Origin of the sequence: Nonlabens sp. Hel1_33_55, from assembly GCF_900101765.1 — a bacterium.
Classification (GTDB): Bacteria; Bacteroidota; Bacteroidia; order Flavobacteriales; family Flavobacteriaceae; genus Nonlabens.
The window spans coordinates 1,643,338-1,663,398 of sequence record NZ_LT627735.1 but is presented as its reverse complement, the minus strand read 5'-3'; the positions used below and the strand labels follow the sequence as shown (position 1 = coordinate 1,663,398).

At 39.8% G+C, this 20,061-nt stretch carries 18 protein-coding genes and 2 tRNA genes; 7 read left to right on the top strand and 13 right to left on the bottom strand.

Translation table 11 applies throughout. From position 1 onward, the window contains the following. The first annotated feature begins 31 nt into the window (after window positions 1–31). The gene (locus tag BLO34_RS07440) at window positions 32–985 is read left to right on the top strand and encodes an aldo/keto reductase (protein ID WP_090754077.1); all 954 of its coding nucleotides are present in this window, start codon (window positions 32–34) and stop codon (window positions 983–985) included. Between the two features lie 348 nt (window positions 986–1,333). Here BLO34_RS07440 and BLO34_RS07435 read toward each other — a convergent pair. Together BLO34_RS07435 and BLO34_RS07430 are read right to left on the bottom strand one after the other, a co-directional pair. Further along, a tRNA-Arg gene (locus tag BLO34_RS07435) sits at window positions 1,334–1,407 on the bottom strand. 92 nt (window positions 1,408–1,499) lie between these two features. Then, window positions 1,500–3,350 carry a DUF4139 domain-containing protein gene (locus BLO34_RS07430; RefSeq protein WP_090754075.1) on the bottom strand — a complete coding sequence of 617 codons (1,851 nt, stop codon included), beginning with the start codon at window positions 3,348–3,350 and terminating at the stop codon, window positions 1,500–1,502. Window positions 3,351–3,407: 57 nt separating this feature from the next. Between BLO34_RS07430 and BLO34_RS07425 the strand changes: the two genes are divergently transcribed. Next, entirely contained in the window at window positions 3,408–3,929 is a 522-nt protein-coding gene (locus BLO34_RS07425) for an adenine phosphoribosyltransferase (protein ID WP_090754073.1), read from the top strand. A gap of 59 nt (window positions 3,930–3,988) precedes the next feature. On the opposite strand, the gene BLO34_RS07420 is transcribed toward BLO34_RS07425, so the two are convergent. Further along, window positions 3,989–4,831, bottom strand: a complete 843-nt coding sequence (locus BLO34_RS07420) for a M57 family metalloprotease (protein ID WP_090754071.1) — start codon at window positions 4,829–4,831, stop codon at window positions 3,989–3,991. Window positions 4,832–5,362: 531 nt separating this feature from the next. Between BLO34_RS07420 and thrA the strand changes: the two genes are divergently transcribed. Genes thrA through thrC form a run of 3 tightly spaced genes read left to right on the top strand, consistent with a single transcriptional unit; the run spans window position 5,363 to window position 10,017 of the window. Beyond that, complete coding sequence (thrA, locus tag BLO34_RS07415; RefSeq protein WP_090754069.1) at window positions 5,363–7,801, top strand: bifunctional aspartate kinase/homoserine dehydrogenase I; 2,439 nt, start codon at window positions 5,363–5,365, stop codon at window positions 7,799–7,801. Next, complete coding sequence (locus tag BLO34_RS07410) at window positions 7,798–8,724, top strand: homoserine kinase (RefSeq protein WP_090754068.1); 927 nt, start codon at window positions 7,798–7,800, stop codon at window positions 8,722–8,724. Before thrA ends, BLO34_RS07410 begins: the two co-directional genes overlap by 4 nt. 9 nt (window positions 8,725–8,733) lie before the next feature. Beyond that, on the top strand, window positions 8,734–10,017 hold the full coding sequence (gene thrC / locus BLO34_RS07405) for a threonine synthase (protein WP_090754066.1): 1,284 nt from the start codon (window positions 8,734–8,736) through the stop codon (window positions 10,015–10,017). 611 nt (window positions 10,018–10,628) lie between these two features. Here the strand turns inward: thrC and BLO34_RS07400 are convergent. The 3 genes from BLO34_RS07400 to BLO34_RS07390 all read right to left on the bottom strand — a co-directional run bounded on the left by BLO34_RS07400 (window position 10,629) and on the right by BLO34_RS07390 (window position 12,686). Next, window positions 10,629–10,704, bottom strand: a tRNA-His gene (locus BLO34_RS07400). A gap of 107 nt (window positions 10,705–10,811) precedes the next feature. Next, a complete protein-coding gene (bshB1, locus tag BLO34_RS07395) occupies window positions 10,812–11,528 on the bottom strand; it encodes a bacillithiol biosynthesis deacetylase BshB1 (RefSeq protein ID WP_090754064.1) in 717 nt (238 codons plus the stop codon). 3 nt (window positions 11,529–11,531) lie between these two features. After that, window positions 11,532–12,686 (bottom strand): trans-sulfuration enzyme family protein, encoded by a 1,155-nt coding sequence (locus tag BLO34_RS07390; protein WP_090754062.1) that lies wholly within the window; start codon window positions 12,684–12,686, stop codon window positions 11,532–11,534. A gap of 190 nt (window positions 12,687–12,876) precedes the next feature. Here BLO34_RS07390 and BLO34_RS07385 point away from each other — a divergent pair, with 190 nt between their 5' ends. Next, entirely contained in the window at window positions 12,877–13,671 is a 795-nt protein-coding gene (locus tag BLO34_RS07385) for an MBL fold metallo-hydrolase (protein WP_090754059.1), read from the top strand. A 75-nt stretch (window positions 13,672–13,746) separates the two neighbouring features. On the opposite strand, the gene BLO34_RS07380 is transcribed toward BLO34_RS07385, so the two are convergent. The 5 genes from BLO34_RS07380 to trmD form a co-directional block, all read right to left on the bottom strand. Next, window positions 13,747–14,160, bottom strand: coding sequence for a DUF2306 domain-containing protein (locus BLO34_RS07380; RefSeq protein ID WP_197672877.1), 414 nt, complete (start codon window positions 14,158–14,160; stop codon window positions 13,747–13,749). Between the two features lie 95 nt (window positions 14,161–14,255). After that, window positions 14,256–16,475 carry an NADP-dependent isocitrate dehydrogenase gene (locus BLO34_RS07375; protein ID WP_090754057.1) on the bottom strand — a complete coding sequence of 740 codons (2,220 nt, stop codon included), beginning with the start codon at window positions 16,473–16,475 and terminating at the stop codon, window positions 14,256–14,258. 364 nt (window positions 16,476–16,839) lie between these two features. Beyond that, window positions 16,840–17,193 carry a 50S ribosomal protein L19 gene (rplS, locus tag BLO34_RS07370; protein ID WP_090754056.1) on the bottom strand — a complete coding sequence of 118 codons (354 nt, stop codon included), beginning with the start codon at window positions 17,191–17,193 and terminating at the stop codon, window positions 16,840–16,842. Window positions 17,194–17,320: 127 nt separating this feature from the next. Next, window positions 17,321–17,674, bottom strand: coding sequence for a T9SS type A sorting domain-containing protein (locus BLO34_RS07365; RefSeq protein ID WP_090754054.1), 354 nt, complete (start codon window positions 17,672–17,674; stop codon window positions 17,321–17,323). A 49-nt stretch (window positions 17,675–17,723) separates the two neighbouring features. Beyond that, the gene (trmD, locus tag BLO34_RS07360; protein WP_090754053.1) at window positions 17,724–18,404 is read right to left on the bottom strand and encodes a tRNA (guanosine(37)-N1)-methyltransferase TrmD; all 681 of its coding nucleotides are present in this window, start codon (window positions 18,402–18,404) and stop codon (window positions 17,724–17,726) included. 156 nt (window positions 18,405–18,560) lie between these two features. Here trmD and BLO34_RS07355 point away from each other — a divergent pair, with 156 nt between their 5' ends. Further along, entirely contained in the window at window positions 18,561–19,001 is a 441-nt protein-coding gene (locus BLO34_RS07355; RefSeq protein ID WP_231959423.1) for a hypothetical protein, read from the top strand. Here BLO34_RS07355 and BLO34_RS07350 read toward each other — a convergent pair. Continuing rightward, window positions 18,998–19,471, bottom strand: coding sequence for a DUF1569 domain-containing protein (locus BLO34_RS07350; protein WP_090754052.1), 474 nt, complete (start codon window positions 19,469–19,471; stop codon window positions 18,998–19,000). The two genes, BLO34_RS07355 and BLO34_RS07350, sit on opposite strands and share 4 nt — an antisense overlap. 18 nt (window positions 19,472–19,489) lie before the next feature. Then, window positions 19,490–19,957, bottom strand: coding sequence for a hypothetical protein (locus BLO34_RS07345; RefSeq protein WP_090754050.1), 468 nt, complete (start codon window positions 19,955–19,957; stop codon window positions 19,490–19,492). Between the last annotated feature and the right edge of the window lie 104 nt (window positions 19,958–20,061).

Here is a 20,061-nt window from a genome sequence, read left to right as displayed (position 1 = left end):
CGTTTTTCTTTTACCTTAGAAAAAAGAAGTGATGAAAACGAAACAGATAGGTACCACAGATTTAAGAATACCGCCCATTGCATTTGGGTGCAATGTTTTGGGTTGGACCATGGACAAGAAACAATCCTTTAGAGTTTTGGACGAGCTGTATGAAATGGGGTTCAATTACATGGATACAGCAGACGTTTACTCCAGGTGGGTTGATGGTCATGAAGGTGGTGAGAGCGAGCGCATTCTAGGTGCATGGATGAAGGAGCGCGGCCTGCGGGACCGCATCATCGTGGCGACCAAAGTAGGTATGGATGTAGGTCAAGGTCATATCGATCTGTCCAGGCAGCACATCAACAAGCAGATCGATAAGAGCCTAGAAAACCTTCAAACCGATTATGTAGATATTTACTTTTCGCATAGGCATGATGAAAACACAGCCGTCGAGAATGTGCTGGAAACCTATGCAGACCTGATCAAGCAGGGAAAGATCAGGCATATAGGCGCCAGCAGTTTTCCATTGGATACTTTTAAGGAAGCTATCCAACTTAGTAAGGAGAAAAGCCTGCCTAAATATCAAGTCTACCAACCAGAATACAGCCTTCTAAAACGAACCGATTTTGAAAATGGTTATCAGGAATTTGTTATGAAAAATAACGTTGCTATTACCAATTACTGGGCGCTAGCCAACGGTTTTCTAACCGGTAAATACGAAAGTGTCGAAGACATCAAAGGATCGTCCAGAGAAAAAAATCTCAAGAAGTATTTTGATGATAGAGGTAAACGTGTTTTGAAAGCCTTGAAAAAAGTCTCTGACGAGTCCGGCATCTCACAAGCTGGAGTCACTATTGCCTGGACTATGGCACAGCCAGGAATAACAGCGCCTATCGTTAGTGCTACTAAGATATCGCAGTTGGAGGCATTTAAGGAAGCAGCTTCTCATGAGTTGTCTCAGGAATTGCTGGATTTGTTGAATGAGGCTAGCGATGGCGAATAGCTAGCGATTTGAGATTGTCAAATAAGACTTAACTCAAAAGCCTAAAAGATGATTTTTAGTTATTTAATTGAGTTGGTGGTTCGGGTTGGATGGTTAAATTTACTTCGAGAGCTATAAGTTATCACAACACTTTTACAGGAAAAACAAAACCCTACATTTTCATGTAGGGTTTGCAATTTAAGTGACCTCGACAGGATAAATGATCCTGATGGAACTCCCGTATGAAAATGCAAACCTGCATCGCTATGGCGATACGGTTTCGGTTTTACTTCCAAAGCTTGAAGCTATCGCTTCGCTTTTACAGGAAACACAAAACCCTACATTTTCATGTAGGGTTTGCACTTTAAGTGACCTCGACAGGATTCAAACCTGTAACCTCTTGAGCCGTAATCAAGTGCGCTATTCAGTTGCGCCACGAGGCCGTTTTGCCTAAGATCAGTGATCTTTTAGCGGGTGCAAATATAACTCTATTTTAAAAAGAGGCAAATCTTTAAGGTATCTTTGATCCTTAATTTTAGTTCTCATTGATTCTGCGGTTTTTAGGGTATTTAACTTGATAGCTAAAATCTCTTTTTTCTTGAATACCGCTAGGTATATCTAAAATCCATGTCAGAATATTGGTGTCTTTATTTATGGACGCTGTTCCAATTTCTATGTCGTCTATTTTAATTTCAGAATTTGCACTGATGGGTATACGATCTTGTAATTTAACCTGAACGCTTTTACTACGGTTATTTTTTAAAGTTATTTCGTATTGCTTCTCTAGAATTCTGTTGGACCCCAAGAAACTCCTGCTCGCAAGATCTTTAATGTCTTCTCTTTTTACTGTTATTTGAGGATCGATGCCTAAACTAATTATTAAGTTTTCATCTGTGGTGTCGGTGTCAAAATATATCTTACCAGTATAGGTATCATCAAAATAAACATTTGCATCACCAGGTATAAGATTCAACCGCTCATAATTATTCAAGATTGCAGTTAGGAATACGTTTTCATTTATAGCCGGTGCAGTATAATATTCATATGTACTAGCAATATTGTTGCTAGAGATATTGATATCGATTGTTTCGCCGGTTGAAGGTATATTATACTTTTGGTTCAAGGTAAATATTCGAGAAGCGATATTTTCTTCGATATCTGAAACGATTTCTATTTCAGATGTTTCTACAGACGCAGCCACACTTGCTCTTTCTTTAGTAGAAGTTTTATAACTCGTAACGACAATTGCATCCAGGCTAGTGTCGAGCTGCTCATTAATGATTGATGAATAGATTGGAGTAATGGCTTGATTATATCCAGAAAACTTAAAAATTAATTCTTTACCATTGGTAACATCTAAAACATAGTCTCCATCAAAGTCAGTGGTAGTTGCATTTGAGGTTCCTCTCACCATAACCGTTGCACCTAGAATAGGTTCCCCTGAAGGATCAGTCACTTTACCTGAAACAGTTTTAACAGTTGGATTAAATCTTCGGTTGCTTCTTCCCGTCGCCCTATTTGAATATCCGTAGTTGACAAACCGTAAACGCTTAGTTTCAAGAACTGGTTTTGTATTGTCAATATTTGGATCGCCAGTGGATAGTTTTATAGCAACATTGTTCCAGTCGGCTCCTGTTTTTTGATAGATCTGACCCTTAAAATCAAGTGCTACAGATGGCGATTTGCCATTCGCTCTTATATCATAGATAGGAATCCATCCAGCGTTATCAACATTATAGGAGATTGTTAATTCTACGGTTTTAGTAGTTAGACTATTCAATTTCAAAGTGATAGATCCTTGACGATTGTTGGATTCGGGATCTAATTTGTTTTGATCAAGTTTCAACTTTTGCAATTTATCACTAAGGTTAGATCTTTTTAGATTCAAATTGGTTTCAGCAATTGCTATTTCTTCAGTACGTTGGTTATAATAATTTCCAAAGCTTTTTAGTTGAGAAAGTGTCAAACCAGTATCATTATTGTTTAGGCTTCTATTCGATTGTAGAACGAGAGATTCCTCTTTGAGTCCAGAGATTTTAGCATCAATTATTGATACTGCATTGACCGCAGAGTCAATTCTAGTTTCAAAATTTAAATAATCATTGCTTTTAGATTTTGCATCTGCATTCACAATTTGATAACTCAATCCAGAAAGACCCAAACCATCTAGACCAGAAACCTGGATACTACTATCATCAATATCGGGTGACAATTTCGATAATAGTATTTCATTGAAACCTTTAGTTACTTGAACTTTAGCATTTCGCGTGATTTTAGCACCGCTTAGATAAACAGTAATTTCATCTATGGTGGAACTTGTAATTTGTTGAGCGTTTGTAATTGCTGAAACTAAAGCAGCAAATAATAGACATTGGAAAAACTTCATAAAAAGTTGGTTGAATTAAAAACTTCCCTAAACTTCGCACTTTTACATCTTACTACAATGACTAAACAGAGTTTAAAAGAACTTATACGCGATGTACCTGATTTTCCAAAAGACGGAATCGTGTTCAAGGATATTTCTCCTTTGCTCGCTTCCGCGAAAGCGAGAACAGCAATGACCGCTGCCATAGTATCACACTATAAAGATCAAACCATTGATGTTGTCGTAGGCATTGAAGCGCGTGGCTTTTTGTTTGGTACCTTAATCGCCAATGCACTGAACGCTTCATTTGTGATGCTGCGCAAGCCTGGCAAACTGCCTGGAAGTATAGAGAAGTTCTCTTACGATCTTGAGTATGGTACGGATAGTATTGAAATTCAAAAGGATTCCATTCCTAAAGGAAGTAAAGTGTTATTACATGACGATGTTCTAGCCACTGGTGGAACTGCAGGTGCCGCCGTAAAGCTTATCAATAGTATAGGCGGTGAAATTATTGGAGCTAATTTTATCATGGAGCTAGACTTTTTAAAAGGCAAGGAACAATTGGGAGAACTGGATGTGTTTAGTGTTTTGCATTATTAAAAATTAAAAGTCTCGATATCATTTGATATCGAGGCTTTCTTAAAATTTTCAGTGGAACTCTAGTACATATTTTGCAATGCAATAATATCGTTGCTACCAAATTCTCCATCCTCACCAGAACTGAAACAAGATAACATTACAGAGGTTGCATCGTAACCACTAGGTGTTCCAGCAACTCTAATAGCGCCTACACCACCATCACCTTCATTCACGTTGTCGCCACAAGAGGCGCGTGAAAAGTAGTCTGTATGACGGAAACCTATGGAGTGTCCAATCTCGTGAGTGATAACGTGCTCATTGACATTAGTGTCATAAGCGTCCATACCAGCATATAATTGTACAAACTTGTTAGGTCGACCATTAGATGGGAATCCTGCAGATCCACCAGCACCACTATTACTTGGGTTACGGTAAATTACCATATCCTTATCTTGATATGCGGTACCAAATGTTAATCTAAAGGTTAGAGTTACACCGCTCAATCTGTTATAATTGTCAACGGCCCATTGCAACGCTGTACGCTGCGTATTGGTTAGACCTTGTCCACCGCCACCAGTAAAACCTATAACGTCAATTGTACGATTTGTACCTGTGACTAGGTTATTAGTACGGTATTGCTTTGCAAACGTATTCATATTTTCTAACGCATAGAAATCTGAAGCTTGTAATGCAATATCATCTTCAATAAAGATTCTTTCTTCTGTAGATCCATCAGGTAATAGAAACTCATCTATTTTGATGTCATCTGGATGATAGCCTATTTCTTCAGCAAATGCCTTGGCTTTTGTTAGTTCTGCATTTTGTTCTACTTGTTCAAAGCTTTCTTCGCTTTCACATGATGTGAAAAGTAGGGCACAAGCGGAAAGTCCTATGAACGTTATTTTTAATAGGGAGTTTTTCATGTTTAAAATAATTAGGGATTAATTTGATTTAAAATGGTTATCTCGAGATTTTTAAAACTAGAGAACTATCCCGCCTGATTGCAAACAAAAGATATCATAAAGAAAAGTTAACCTCTGGTAAACCAGTAACAAAATAGTTTTTAGGACTATTTGAGATGTTGATATAGAGTTATTTATGCTTTAAAAATTAATACTTGATCTGTTGATAAGTAGTGGCCTCAACCTATGTGTTTCGTCGATTTTATGGTGTAATCGGACTGGATTTAAACGAATTTTAACCACTCAACTACAACGTTTTCGTAACCAAAACATCAGATTTCAATTTTTCTAGTTAAAAAAATGTCAATTCAATGCAATTGTATACATTTGAAACTATGATAATAGTGCAAATCATTTCTTCTATTGCAAATACGTTAGCTACCGGCGGACGTATTTCTATTATTACCCGTTAAGGGTTATCTATCTACATATCACATCAGGCTTCTATTTCTATAACAGGAATAACATATACCATTTCCATAAAACCAACCCATGATCGTATTAAAATTCGGAGGAACTAGCGTTTCTTCACCAGCCAACCTCAACCAACTTAAGAGTATAGCTGACTCAAAATCAGAATCCTTTGTACTAATTGTATCTGCATTTTCTGGGATAACAAACTTGTTGGAATCCATCGCAGCTCATTCCCTAAAGGAAGAACCAACTGCGTTGTTAAAAGAATTTAAGGATAGACACGTATCTCATATTCAGGATTATTTCACTGACAAGCAACAGACCGAAGTTCTCGTTGAAATTCAGAAAAAGTGCAATCAACTAGAAAATATTTGTTCATCTGTTTTTACACTACAGGAACTTTCCAATAGGACTAGAGCGTTGATTCTGAGTTTTGGTGAACGTTTATCTTCCTTTGTGGTGCATAAGTATTTGACCGCTCAAGGAATGTCTATCGAATTGTTAGACGCTACCAAAATTATCGCTGGAGATGAAGATTATTTAAATACAGTTGTAGACTTTGAAAAAACGGAAGTTCAAGCTAATGCACTGATCAAAAATTCCAATTATATCATGGGTGGTTTCATTGGATCTAATGAAAAAGGTGAGGTCGTAACTTTAGGTCGTGGTGGTAGTGATTACAGTGCAGCAATTTTAGGAAATGTATTGAATGCCTCATCCGTTGAGATATGGAGTGATGTGAATGGAGTCCAGAGCGCAGACCCTAGAAAGGTGAAGCAAACGATCGCTATTGAGAATCTAAGTTATGAAGAGGCTTTTGAGATGGCCTACTTTGGCGCTAAGGTTTTGTACCCACCATCGGTGATACCGTTGCGCAACAAAAAGATACCGTTGTATCTTAAAAATACGGGTGCGCCAGATCAACTGGGAACCCACATCAGCGACCAGAATAAATCAGACTTACACAAGATTCAGGGAGTTTCTTCTCTAGCAAATATCGCCATGATCACTGTGTCAGGAGTTGGGTTGTCAGGTCGTAAGGGAAGTGCTCGTCAGGTATTCCAAGTTTTGGAAGACAATGACATCAATATTGTATTGATTACCCAGAGCTGTTCTGAACAAAGCATAGGCCTTGGAATCGATCAGAGCAAAGCAACCATCGCAAAAACACTTCTCGATAACCGATTTGCAGAAGAAATTGCCAAACAGCAATTCAATGAGGCGAGAGTCTCCATGGATCATTGCATCATCGCACTGGTCGGTGATAAAATGAAGTCCAAAGTTGGTTTGTGTGGCCATATTTTCAGTGCGATCGGTGAAAACGGTATCAATGTCGTTGCCATCGCTCAAGGTGCCAGTGAGCGCAATATATCTATTGTCATTGACAAGAAAGACGAGACTAAGGCGCTGAACGTGATACACGAGAGATTCTTCTCAAAACCTGTTAAGAATGTGCACATATTTATCGCCGGTGTAGGGAATGTTGGTGGCGAGTTTCTGGAAATATTGGATAATCAGCGCAAGGCGTTATTGGAAGATTACAATCTCAATTTAAAAATTTGCGGTGCGGCAAACAGTCGCAAGATGCTCTTCAACAGTAACGATGGTTTGTCCACACAAGACCTAAAATCAATTAAAGAAACTGGAACAGACTACGGCTCTTACGAGAACTTCTTGAAGGAAATTGTTGATCAGAATTTATCAAACAGTGTTTTTCTTGACATGACGGCCTCTGCCATTGTGAGTGATGGTTACTTGCCGCTCCTCAAGAAAAGCATTTCTGTGGTGACCTGTAACAAGATCGCCTGCAGCAGCTCTCAGGAATTGTTTGAGGATCTCAACAACAGCGCGCGAGAATACAACTGCGATTTCAAGTACGAGACCTCTGTTGGTGCGGCATTGCCTGTAATAAAAACTATCCAAGACCTTATCATCAGTGGTGACCGTATCCACAAGATCGAGGCCGTTATTTCTGGTAGCCTCAACTTTATATTCAATGAATATGATGGGTCAAAACCTTTTGCAGATGTTGTGAAACTGGCGATGAATGAAGGCTACACAGAGCCAGATCCGTTAATTGATTTGAGTGGTCTGGACGTGATGCGCAAGATCTTGATCCTGTCCAGAGAATCTGGATTGAACCGCGAGATCAGTGATATTACCTACAAGAGCTTTTTGCCAGAACCTTGCGAGAATGCAGCTAGTAATGACATTCTTTTTGAGGAGTTGTTGAAGCATGAATCGCACTTTAAGGCTATTTATGATTCCGCTTTCGCGAAAGCGTGCAAACTTAAAGTGGTTGCATCGTTAAACAACGGGAACATGTCAGTCGCCTTGCAGGAAGTGCCATCGCACAGCCCATTTTATAACCTTGAAGGGAAAGACAACGTGATTGCTTTGAATACGTCAAGATATGTGGACGAGCCACTCGTTATCAAAGGTGCTGGTGCAGGAGCAGAGGTAACGGCCAGCGGAGTTTTTGCAGATTTGATGCTCATCTTCAACAGAAAATCATGAAAAAGGTAACGGCATTTGCACCCGCAACAATAGCCAATTTCAATGTGGGCTTTGACTTCCTAGGAGTTGCTCTGCAAGGAATTGGCGATGAGGTGACGATGAGCTTCAATCAAACCGAATCCAACGTTATCACTGATATAGAGAACGGTGCAGACCTGCCTAAAGAAGCGTCAAGAAATTGTTGCTCCGTCGTGGTGCGGTGCATGCAGGAGCAGCTCAATGATTTTACGGGTGTCGATATTCATATAAAAAAAGGGTTTGCATCAGGTAGTGGACTTGGTTCCAGTAGTGCGAGCAGCGCAGCGGCGGCATTTGCCTACAATGAGTTGTTGGGTAAACCGTTCACCAATAAGCAATTGGTCTATTTTGCAGCTCAAGGCGAGAAAGCAGCTTGCGGAAGTCCACATGTGGATAATGTGGCGCCATCCATTATAGGTGGTATGGTGATGCAAAAAGCCAGTGACAAGACAGATTTTATATCACTCCCAATTCTGCCAGATCTCTATGCTGTGTTGCTTTATCCGCAAATCGTGGTAAAAACATCAGAATCCCGAAGCATTTTGAAAGAAACGATGGCGGTAAAAACTGCCAGTCAGCAAATAGGATATATGGGCTCTTTTGTAGCGAGCTTGTATCTACAGGACATGGATCTTTTTAAGGCAGCCATGAAGGATGTCATTATCGAACCCATGCGCAGTATGTTGATCCCTAAATTTGACGAGATGAAGCAAGCTGTTCTTGGAAAAGGAGCGTTGGCTTTTGGGATCTCAGGTTCTGGACCTTCAGTATTTACCATCGTGAAAGGCCAGCAAATGACCGAAACCATCAAAACAACCCTAGAAGAGATCTATTCAAAAACAGACGTAGATTTCAAAATCTATATCAGCCCAATCAATGCCGACAGCGGCGCGACCATTCTTTAAAATCCAATCATGAAATTCATAAGTACTACTCCCAACGAAGAACGCGTCAGTTTCAGAACAGCAGTGCTCAACGGTCTAACCGAAAACGGAGCGCTCTATTTTCCAGAGGAAATACCACAACTACCATCCAGCTTTTTTGAGAACATAGAGAATCTTTCAGATCATGAGATTGCCTTTAGGGCTTTGAAACCTTATGTCAAAGAAGACTTATCTGACGAGGACCTTCAATGGATTCTTGAGGATGCCATCAACTTTGCAACACCTGTAGAACATATTAAGAAAGACACGTATGTGCTGGAACTTTTCCACGGTCCCACCGAATCTTTCAAAGATGTAGGAGCACGTTTTATGTCTCGATGTTTATCTAGATTTGAGAAGAAATCTGATAAAGAAATTACCATTCTTGTCGCCACGTCTGGCGATACCGGCAGCGCCGTCGCCAGCGGATTCTTTGATGTCGATGGCGTCAATGTTAAGATTCTTTTTCCCAAGGATAAAGTCAGTCCTTATCAAGAGCGACAGATGACCAGTCTAGGAAAAAACATCAAGGCGATTGAAGTAGATGGAACTTTTGATGACTGTCAGCGTATGGTAAAACAGGCGTTTAATGATAGCGAATTGAGAAAGCAAGTGGAATTGACCAGCGCCAATTCTATTAACCTAGCTCGATTGTTGCCGCAAATGATTTATTACTTCCTTGCCTATAAGCAGATGAAGAAAAATCTGGATGGTAAATCATTAGTAGTCTCTATTCCATCAGGGAATTTAGGAAATGCATCTGCCGGAATACTAGCAAAGCATATGGGATTACCTATCAAGAGATTTATTGCTGCACATAACGCTAACGATACCTTTACGGATTACCTGAAAACTGGCGAATACAAAGCAAAACCATCCGTATTGACTTTTTCAAATGCCATGGATGTTGGTAATCCTAGTAATTATGAACGACTGGCTCATTTATATAACAAAGATTTAAAAGCAATGTCTGGGCACATTTCTGCTGCCACTATCTCAGATGAGGAAACAGTTCAGGAAATGAAAGATACGATCAAGGAAACAGGCTATTTATTGGATCCACATGGAGCTGTAGGGAAGTTAGCGCTGGAACGTAGCTTAGAATCTGACGAAGTAGGAATCTTTGTAGAAACAGCGCACCCCAATAAGTTTCAAGACATCATTGTCAAAGCGGTTCCCGATCATGTTATAAAGGAAACTTCGCTTGATGGTTTCCACAAACTAAGTATGGATAATAATTACGATCAGTTGAGGAAGATTTTGTTGGAGGAGTAGTTTTTTATGCTCGGTTCATCATTGGTATTATTCATATTTACTCTGAGCAAATTAGCTACGCTCATCCTGTCGAAGTGTTAAGGGAAATTCTTATTAGGAAGTTTAGGTATTTGAACAAAACCATATCTCGACTGGAGTTCATGTTGAGCGAAGTCGAAACACTCGATATTGGTCTACAAACTTTGTGATAGTTACCTTGAATTCCAAAAAGAGTAAATACTAGCCATGCTTCTGCAATCTTTAAATCAAGCCTCTTCGAGCGAGAGCGATGCACTGAGCTGGTCGAAGTGTCGAGAAGGAGCGATTCATTACCCGAAATGCTTTTGAATAAAACCATATCTCGACTGCCGCTCGATACTGGTTTACAAACTTTGTGCTAATAAAGTTGAATTTTGAGAAGAGTAAATACTGTCAGCTTTTGAATGCTATTTATCCAGCCGCTTCGAGCGAGAGCGATGCACCGAGCTGGTCGAAGTGTCGAGAAGAGGCGATTCACTAACAAAAATGCACTTAAATACGATTATTCCGAAGGTCGGTAATGCTGTTTTAAGCGCTGCATTTTTAAAGTTTGCTACATTAAAAAAGGCCCTAGATTTCTCTAAGACCTTTTAGGGTGGAAGACGGGACTCGAACCCGCGACTTCCGGCACCACAAACCAGCGCTCTAACCAACTGAGCTACAACCACCATATCAATGTGAGTTTTATTAGAGTGGATCTCAAGAATTCAACCACTAGCCGTTAAGCGGATGCAAATTTAATGCATTTCTGAAAATGACAAATAGTTTTAGCAGTTTTATATTAAATCAAAGATGGAGTCCACTGCTGGATAGCGCTCAACGGTAAAACCTTCTGCATGATCGGTTCCTATGAGTCGGCCTAGGTTAGCAGCTCTGTATCGTATCGATTCAAAAAAGTTGTTACTACTAATGGGTGTTGCAGGCTCATTGTTATCTGGATCAAAGAACTGTGATTTATAAGCTTTGACACTATCTATCTTGGTCTCAATAAATCCGCTGATATCGACTACCACATCTGGTTTAATATCCTTCCACTGGATGTAGTGATAGACGTGTTTAGGACGCCATGCTTCTTGCACTTTGCCATCCACTTTTGTTTCAATCTTGCGTAATCCAGAAAGAAAACAGCTCACGCTGGTCAACTCTGATCCTTTTGCATGATCTGGATGACGGTCATCGATCGCGTTGCATATCACAATTTCTGGTTGATATTTTCTGATAATCTCAACAATCTTAAGCTGGTGTTGCTTGTCGTTGGTAAAAAATCCATCTGCGAATTCTAGATTTTCTCTTACCTCGACGCCTAAAACCTTAGCTGCGTCTGCAGCTTCTTGATCGCGTATTTCTGGAGTGCCTCTAGTTCCCAATTCGCCGCGAGTGAGATCTAGTATTCCTATGGTTTTGCCTTTGGCGGCTTCCTTAGCCAGCGTTCCGGCACAACTCAATTCTATGTCATCAGGATGTGATCCTATGGCAAGTATATCTAACTTCATTATTTATCTTTTTCGGCTTTTTTCAAGTGCCTGTTCTAGATCGTCCACAAGAATATTAAACTCCTCAATTCCTACTGAGAATCTTAGTAATCTATCGGTAATTCCTTGTTCTTTACGCTCTTCAGCCGTCATGAGGCTATGCGACGTTAGTGCTGGTGATAGAATTGTTGATTCTACTCCAGCAAGGCTCAAGGCAGGTTTAATGACTTTTAATTCTTCTAAAAAGTCATCGTGATCTATATGGTTTTTCAATTCAAATGACATCATACCGCCATAGGCATGCATCTGCTTTTTGGCAATTTGATGGTTAGGATGTGATTTCAATCCAGGATAATTCACCTGCTGCATGTCTGGATGTTTCTCGAGGAATTGCGCCAGTTTTAGAGCAGTTTTTGATTGCTGCTTTACTCGCAATGCGAGCGTTTTGATACTTCGTTCTAATAAATGAACGGTTACATCACTTAAGCTACCGCCATAATTTTTGGCCGTTTTCCATAAACGTTCCATATGTTTTTGTGTACCGCTAACGGTTCCTGCACATATATCACTGTGACCGCCCAGATATTTGGTCGCACTATGAATGATCAGGTCAATGCCTAGATCTGCAGGATTTTGGTTGATAGGAGAAGCAAAAGTGTTATCGATAACGGTTGTTATGGAGTTCGCTTTCGCGAAAGCGGAAACTATTTCAATATCAGTAATTTCCAACAGCGGATTGCTAGGTGTCTCAATGTACAGCATCTGGGTGTTATCCTGAACAGCCTCCTTCATGGTGTCTTCATTGATGTGTTCCAGCATGGTGTAGGTGATTCCCACACGATCAAATTCTGCTGCGGCAAAATGTGATGTACCGCCATAAATAGCTCTTTGCATAACGACGTGATCGCCAGTTTTCAAGAATGCCATAAAAACCGCACTAATAGCGGCCATACCACTACCGAAGATCAATGACGATTCTGTATGCTCCAGTGCAGACATCTTTTGTGCCAGTGCCACCTGGTTAGGCGTGTTGAAATATCGCGGATACAGATTCGTACCTGGTCCACGATAATCATAAGTCGTTGAGGTATAAATAGGTGCGGTCGCACCGCCGTAAATCGTGTCCTTAAGCTCGCCCGCATGAACGCAGGTATAGTTGACATTTCTCTTATTCTTCATAATCGTATGGTGATGGGCAAAGCTAGCGCATTTTGGAGAATGACAGGGATTTCAACTGATTTTGCCCGATGGTCCATAATATAATTATAGTACAGCTATCTTCAAGAAGCTGATAGCCATATTATTGACTTTCTGTTTTAATTAACAGGAGATCGATCTTCCCAAAATTATATTTGATCAAAACACAATCATGAAAAATATTATGGGATTCCTACTAATGCTGGTGCTATTCAGCTCTTGCAAGGAAAAAGAAGAAACAACAATGGATACGGCAGATAACCAGATGGAACAAGAAGAAATGGCCATGGAATCTGATGAAATGCCCAACATTGAGATCATGCCTATATCGCACGCCACTTTTGTAATGAATTGGAATGATAAGGTAATTTATTTAGATCCAGTAGGTGGCGCTAGTGCTTTTGAAGGTATGCCACCGGCAGATATGATTTTGATTACTCATACGCACGGTGATCACATGGCCCCAGCGACTTTAAAAGCTGTTATGAATGATAACGCCATGTTATTTGCTCCACAAGCGGTAGCAGATAAATTGGGAGCTGACTTTGATACAACCGTTTTGAATAATGGTGATTCAGAAGCTGTAGATGGTATCACAGTAAACGCAGTTGCGATGTACAACATCACTAAAGGCCGCCTGAACAATCATCCAGAAGGAGTTGGAAACGGTTATGTAATAGAGAGTGATGGATACAGAGTTTACGTTTCAGGAGATACTGAAGGTACTCCAGAGATGAGAAGCCTTGAAAATATTGATAAAGCATTCGTTTGTATGAACCTTCCTTACACCATGGATGTTGAGCAGGCAGCAGACGCTGTGATTGAATTTGCTCCAGTAGAAGTTATTCCGTATCACTATCGCGGCCAGAATGGTTTAAGTGATATAGATAAATTCAAATCATTGGTGAACCAAGGAAATGAAGATATTGAAGTGACGTTCATGAACTGGTATCCAGAAAGAGGCTAGTTCCATAAGTAATATTATTTGAGACCGTTTCGTTTTGCGAAGCGGTTTTTTTGTTTTCGCTTGCGCGAAAGCGAACTATCCAAAAATCACTCCATGTAAATAGCGTCCCGGAACTAAAGTGAAACCGCCGGCAATCTTAATCGCACCAACGTAAAGAAAAATCATCTTGCGCTTGTGAGCCTTTATGTGTCTTTTCCTAATGGCTATATAAGCTGTAGGAATTGTCCAAAGAGTCAGCACCGTAAATAGATGAATCCATCCAAAATGATCCAACAGCTGTGGCCCCACATTTGCCGGCAGGAAAACCGTAATCACTGCGGTTACCAGCATTAATGACATATAAATCTTACCCAATAATTTATGTATGGGCGTTCCTTTATAGGCTAGCAATAAATACCCACCAATGAAAATGCACGGAATCACAGTTATGAGATGCGCATACATCAGTGAATTAAGAAGTGGAGAATCATAAGGTAGAATGGCTAGCATCTGGTAGTTATTTGACTAAAGATCAGTATTTAAAATTAACCCTAAAAAAAGCCCGATGTGAAAACATCGGGCTTTTAGATTTTATGAAATCAAGTCTAACCTATAATCGCATTGAGTGTTTTACTAGGTCTCATTGCTTTTTCTTCCTTTTCTGGATCTGGTAAGTAATAACCACCTATATCCATCGACTTGCCTTGAACTTCAATAAGTTCTTGCGTGATCTTATCCTCATTTTCAGCTAGGTCTTTTGCAAGCTTACTGAAATGTTTTGCTAGATCTGAATCCTTGGATTGATTTGCAAGTTCCTGAGCCCAGTATAGTGCAAGGTAGTAGTGAGAGCCACGATTATCCAATTCATTCACTTTACGGGAAGGCGATTTTTTGTTGGTTAAGAATTTCTCTGTTGCCTTATCCAAAGCATCTGCGATGATTTGCGCTTTTTTGTTGTCGTACTTTTCTGCAGTATGCTCCAAAGAAACAGCTAATGCCAGGAATTCTCCCAAAGAATCCCAACGCAAGTGGTTTTCCTTTTCAAACTGTTGCACGTGCTTAGGAGCAGATCCACCTGCACCTGTTTCAAACAATCCACCACCATTCATCAATGGAACGATGGAAAGCATCTTAGCGCTCGTTCCTACTTCAAGGATAGGGAAGAGGTCCGTATTATAATCACGTAATACATTTCCAGTAACAGAGATTGTGTCCTTACCATCCTTCATACGTTGCAACGTCACTTTAGTAGCCTCAATAGGTGATTGGATTGTGATATCCAGTCCTTTGGTATCGTGATCCTTAAGGTATTTATCTACCTTTTTAATGATCTCTGCATCATGGGCACGCTTCTCATCCAACCAGAAAATAGCGGGATCACCAGTAGCTTTAGCTCTAGAAACAGCAAGTTTTACCCAATCTTGAATAGGTGCGTCTTTTGTCTGACAGGCTCTCCAGATATCTCCAGCTTCAACTTTATGCTCCATTAGTACATTACCATCAGCGTCGACGACTTGTACTTTTCCTGCTTTGGGAATTTCAAATGTCTTATCGTGGGAACCGTACTCTTCGGCTTTTTGAGCCATCAAACCTACATTGGGAACTGTTCCCATGGTACGTGGATCAAAAGCACCATGCTCTCTACAAAAATCAATAGTGGCCGCATAGATTCCAGCATAGGAACTATCAGGAATAACAGCCTTAGTATCTTGTGATTCTCCATCCTTATTCCACATTTGACCAGAATTTCTAATCATGGCGGGCATGGAGGCATCAATAATAACATCACTAGGAACGTGTAGGTTGGTAATTCCGTTATCAGAATTTACCATCGCTAGATCTGGACGGTAGTCCATCACACGTCTAAGCTCATCTTGAATATCTTCTTTTTTATCGTCTGGTAGTTCGTGTAATTTGCTCAGTAGATCTCCTAAACCATTATTTACATCAACTCCTATCTTCTCTAGGTCTTTACCATATTTATCAAAAACTGATTTAAAGAAGGTGCGAACGGCATGACCAAAAATGATAGGGTCAGAAACCTTCATCATGGTTGCTTTCATGTGTAATGAGAACAAGACATCTTTCTCACGAGCATCCACCATTTGATCTTCTAAAAAGTCAAGAAGTTCATCCTTACTCATAAAAGTAGCATCCATAATCTCGCCAGCTTTGAGGGCAAGACCTTCTTTAAGCATGTGCGTATTCTTATCAGTATCTACCAGTTGGATGTTGACAGTAGTCGCTTTATTTAGGGTGACACTTTTTTCATTGTGTGCAAAATCGCCGTGATCCATTGTAGAAACATGAGACTTAGAGTCCTTGCTCCATGCGCCCATACTGTGAGGATTATTCTTTGCATACTGCTTCACGGGTTTAGGTGCACGACGGTCAGAATTCCCTTCACGTAGTACTGGATTTACAGCACTTCCTTTCACGCTGTCATAGCGCTTTTTAATATCTTTTTCCTCGTCCGTTTTAGCTTCTTCTGGATATTCAGGCAGGTCATAACCTTTAGCCTTTAATTCCTTAATGGCATCATTCAATTGTGGAACAGATGCACTGATGTTTGGCAATTTGATGACGTTAGCCTCTTCTTTGGTTACTAGTTCGCCTAGTTGAGCTAAGGCATCTGGTACTTTTTTGTCGCCCAATCGATCTGGAAATACAGCAAGTATACGCGCCGCTAACGAGATATTTTTTGTCTCAATATCAATACCTGCGGGCTCGATAAATTTCTTGACAATAGGTAAAAACGATGCCGTAGCCAGTGCTGGCGCTTCATCGGTTTTGGTGTATATAATTTTTGGATTTTGGGTGGACATGTATGTACTTATTTATTAAAATTAATTTCAAAGGCACTCATAAGTGCGGCCTACAAATATAATAGGTATATGGCTGTTTTAACGAGGTTTTTGCTTAGGCTTAGCACTTTCAAAGGGTAAATCAATTGCCTTTTTGGTAATTGTATAAAGATTTGATGATTTCCTGTGATTTTATCTGTTTGAAACCAGCCGTGTTAATGAAACTTTGGATGAGCATGGCTATTCTTTTATTAAATGTCTATTCTTTTATTAACCTGTTTAATAGCTTGCACGCTTTCGCGAAAGCGAACTCCATCCAAAAACAACCGCATAAAAAAACCGTCTCTGGAAGGAAACGGTTTTTAATATTGCTAGATAAGGTAGATTATTTTCTACGTGCCTCTTTGATACGGGCTTTCTTACCAGTAAGTTCTCTAAAGTAGAAGATACGTTTTCTACGTACACTACCTGCTTTGTTCATCTCGATCTTCTGGATCGCTGGAAGGTTCATAGGGAAGATACGCTCAACACCTGTGTTACCACTCATTTTGCGAATTGTAAAGGTCTTAGTTGCTCCAGAACCTCTTACCTGTAGTACGACACCACGGAAAAACTGGGTACGGCTTTTCTCGCCTTCCTTAATTTCATAAAACACGGTGATCGTGTCTCCAGGTCCAAATTTTGGAAATTCTTTCTTTGTAATAAACTCGTCTTGAACGAATTTTACTAAATCAGTCATCTTGATAGATTAATGTGTTAGGTAAACAAACAACGTTCACGATTATCGTCAGAGGTTATTTTTTACGAGGTGCAAAAATAGATTTATTAATTAATTCCACCAAAATTTTCAAATAAAAATGATCCAACTACTGTACGATCAGTTTCTTGACAAAATTGGATTGGTCTGTATTGACTCTTAAAAAGTAGATTCCTGAAGCTAGTGAGGAAACATCAAAGATTTGGGTTTGCTTATTAAGACTGCGTTTGGACTCAAAAACACGTTTGCCCAATGAGTTGATGATCACAACGTTTAATGATTCACTTTGAACGTTAGCAAATGAAAGCTTAAGCGTACCATCCTTAACGGGATTTGCCAGCAAAGTCATCTTCTCTGGCTTTTGTGCCATTTGATGAACCACTACAGCAGGCTGCTCAGTAGGTATAGCGTATGATGAAAAACCAATCACGCTTAAAATAAAAGAGAGTATAAGTATTTTCATAAATGTCTAATTACAAGTAAAATTACGTTTATTTTGTTATTTGTCGGTATTAATCATCAGTTAAAAGATCAGGTCTGCGTTTTTTCGTACGTTCAAAAGCCTGTTCCTCTCTCCATTCGTCAATTTTTGCACTATTTCCACTCAATAATATCTCTGGCACCTGGCTGCCTTTGTAATCAGCCGGTCTGGTATAGACTGGCGGTGCGAGCAATCCATCCTGGAAACTGTCTGTCAAAGCACTGGTCTCATCACTAATCACGTTAGGAATTAGTCTAATGATCGCATCACACAAAACTGCTGCTCCCAACTCTCCACCACTCAAGACGTAATCGCCTATGGAAATTTCCTTAGTCACGTATAGATCTCGAACACGTTGATCAACACCTTTATAATGCCCGCAAAGAATTATAATATTTTCCTTGAGAGACAAATGATTGGCAATTCCTTGATTTAGAGTTTCGCCATCTGGAGTCATGTAGATGATCTCGTCATAGGTGCGATCTTCACTCAACTCTGTAATCATCTTGTCAATAGGCTCAATCATCATCACCATTCCCGCGCCGCCGCCATATTGATAGTCATCCACTTGATTGTATTTATTCAGACCATATCTACGCAGATCATGCATGTGAACTTCCACAATTCCCTTATCCATCGCGCGCTTCAATATCGACGCCTCAAACGGGCTTTTAATCAACTCTGGCAGCAATGTGATGATGTCTATTCTCAAAATTTATAACTTTGGGACAAAAGTACTTCTTCTAAAAACATGCCGTAATTAATGATGCGCGCATTTTTATTGGATTTCAACTTTGTACAAAGGTTTAATAAGAGTTCTTAAATTAATGATATCGCTTTCGCGAAAGCGTCACAAACCACAACCACTATGCAAACGACACAACCCATGAGTGATAACGACCTCAATCTACTTCGTATCCTTTTTATAGTAAAAGCCTGTTTCAACTTTTTAGGCATGATATTTTTTCTAGCGTATGCATTTATGGGATCTTTCATAAATGGCATTGTGAATAGTCAACAAGAAACTACGGGAAATCAAGATCCCTTTCCAGAACCCATTTTTTGGATGTTTTTGATTATTGGATTGATTGGCGCATTGATTTGTTTGGTTTTTGGAATCTTGACGCTTGTAGGCGCATCAAAAATTAAAAAACACAAAGGTTACAATTTCATCTTTGCAGTAGGAATCATCAATTGTTTTACGGGAATGCTGGGAATAGCGTTGGGCGTTTTTACATTTATAGAATTAAGTAAACCACACGTAAAAGCTTTGTTTTTGCCACAAAACAAAGAGAAGATCGGTTTCTAGGAAACTTTCTTATTCACGATATCACGCATGATCTTCAAATGGTGATTCGTATGAATCGTTAGAAATTTGACGGTTTCTTTTTTATTCAGTGACCCAAATAAGGGATGGCGCATAAAGGAATCGTCATCTAAATCTTTAATGGTATTGATTTGATGAAAAGCGTGATCCATGCGTCGCGCGATGTGTTCCTTGTCAAGTAAATGATCTTCTGGCAAAACGTGTTTGGGTGATTTCCCTTTACCACGTGGCATCCAGCCGGTATTCATTATCACAAACTTGATCAAGGAAGATTTCGGTTTATAATCTTCAGGTTTAGATTGTCGCATCATTTCTGGAACGCCTTCCAATATGCGTAAACTGTGATCCACATGCCAGTAAATTCCTTGGGCAGATACGCTAGGTGCTACCAGATCACCCTTTTCAAAGTAGGACTCAAGTTGGTCAAATTGTTTTTGTAAAGGGTTTTTCATTGGAGATCGTTTCTAATGCTAAAGTACAGATTCCACGGTAATCTGTTTGCCGTTAAAGTTGATCTGGTCTTTTGCCGTTTTTCCTTTTAACAATACACCTAACGGTGATTGAAGACTAAGCACAAAAACATCCTGCTCTTCCATAGTTACTTTTCCAATGGCTACAGCCATATAAAACCAGCCAGTGGACAGTTGTATCAATGTACCCGTATCAACCGTAGTTTTTTCTTTAGTGGGATCAATGGAGTTCAAAACATTCCATCGGTTTTTTGCATCTACTTGTTGTCGTTTGTAAAGCTGTTCCTGATTTTGGATCATGGCCATTCCAGTCTCGTATTTATCGCCAGCACTGGATTTGGTTTCGTTAGTTTTGGCTTCCATAAGCTGATCCAGACTCGACTGAATGGTATCTAGTTGTTCCTTAACTAGGGCAAGGCAATGATCATGAACTTGCTTTTTAAGTAAAGAAGTGGCTTTGGTGGACATTTAAAATAATCGGGAATTATTTATCTTGAAAAAGATGAAAGATAACTGAAATAGGAATTTAGGAACCACGCCTACATCTATCGTGCTGAAAATCATCTAGCGAA